A 1556-nucleotide genomic window follows, 5' to 3' on the forward strand; every position below is an offset into this window, starting at 1 on the left:
GCCGACAGCGCCCGCAGCTCCGCCGTACTCAGCATCTCCAACTCGCCCACCAGTGCGGTCGGATCGGCCACCAGCGACGACAGCAGCTCCACGAAATGCCCGACCAGACGCTCGACCTCCGCATGCCGGAAAAGGCCCTTGTCGTAGGAGATGTTCACCTTGAGCCGCTCGCTGTCGTACACGATGGCCGTGATGGGGTAGCCGGTCCGCTCCACGTCGAGGCGGGAGGTGCGGACGAGTCCGTCGGGCAGTTCGTCGTCGCCCAGGCCGGGGAAGTTCTGGAAGACGAGGATCGACCGGAAGAGCTGCTCGCCCTTGGGAACGGCGCTCCACCGCTGGGCGTCCACCAGTGAGGTGTACTCGTACTGCCGCAACTCGACGTGCTCGGCCTGGAGTTCACGAAGCCATTCGGCCACTGGGAGCTCGGGCCGCACCCGGGCACGGACCGGCAGGGTGTTGATGAACAGGCCGATCATGGACTCGGCCTCGGGCAGCCCGTCGTGCCGGCCGGACATGATCGAGCCGTAGACCACGTCATCGCCTGCGCCGTAGCGGGAGAGCAGCAGCGTCCAGGCGCCCTGCACCACCGTGTTGACGGTCACCCGGTTGGACCGGGCGAAGGCGCCGAGCCGGGCCGTGGCCTCGGTGTCGAGCAGCAGCGCCACGTCGTCGAAACCGCGCTCGGCGGTCGCGTCGCCGATGCCCAGCGCCGTGGGCTCGGCGAATCCGTCCAGGTAGCGGCGCCAGAACCGCTCGGCACGATCCTGGGACTGCTTCCCCAGCCAGTCGATGTGGCGTGCGTAGGGAACCGGCTCGGCGAGGTCGACGCGCGCGCCGTCCAGAGACGCGCGGTAGAGGGCGAAGACGTCCTTCATCACGAGCTGAGCGCTCCAGCCGTCGAGGACCAGGTGGTGGAACGTCCACAGGACCAGGGCACGGTCGTCCCCGAGTCGGACCACCGTCAGCCGCAGCAGTGGCGCGGACCCGAGGTCGAAGCCGCGAACCCGATCGTCCTCGACGAGCCCGTCGAGGCGGTGCTCCCGCTCGTCGGCCGGGCAGGACCGCCAGTCGAGCACCTCGAAGGGCAGCTCGACCCGCCGCTGGACCACCTGCACCGGCTCGTCCAGGCCCTCCCACACGAAGGCGGTGCGCAGCACGGAGTGCCGGTCGACCACTGCCTGCCACGCCTCGCGCAACCGCGCCAGGTCCAGCGGCCCGGTGAACTCGTCGAGGAACTGCACCGTGTACGGGTGCACGTCCGAAGCGTCGTAGAGGCTGTGGAACAGCATTCCGGACTGCAGCGGGGCGAGCCCGTACCTGGTCGGAGCGGGGCCGGTCGGCTCCGCCGAGCTCTCCTGCGCGGCTGCGGGCGTCTCGTGCCGGGCGATCTCGGCGACGGTCTGGTGCTGGAAGATCATGCGTGGGGTGAGGTGCAGGCCGTAGCGTTTGGCGCGGGAGATCACCTGGATGGTGAGGATGGAGTCGCCGCCGAGTTCGAAGAAGTTGTCGTGGACGCCGACGCGGTCGACGCGGAGGACCTCGGCCCAGATGCGGGT

Annotated in this window: 1 protein-coding gene; it reads right to left on the bottom strand. The window is 69.6% G+C overall.

Annotated features, from left to right (window positions below):
- Positions 1-1556: condensation domain-containing protein (locus ACFWJ4_RS41580; RefSeq protein ID WP_380554681.1), on the bottom strand; the 1556-nt coding region annotated here is incomplete at both ends.

The organism is Kitasatospora sp. NPDC127067 (assembly GCF_042724755.1).
GTDB lineage: Bacteria > Actinomycetota > Actinomycetes > Streptomycetales > Streptomycetaceae > Kitasatospora > Kitasatospora lactacystinica.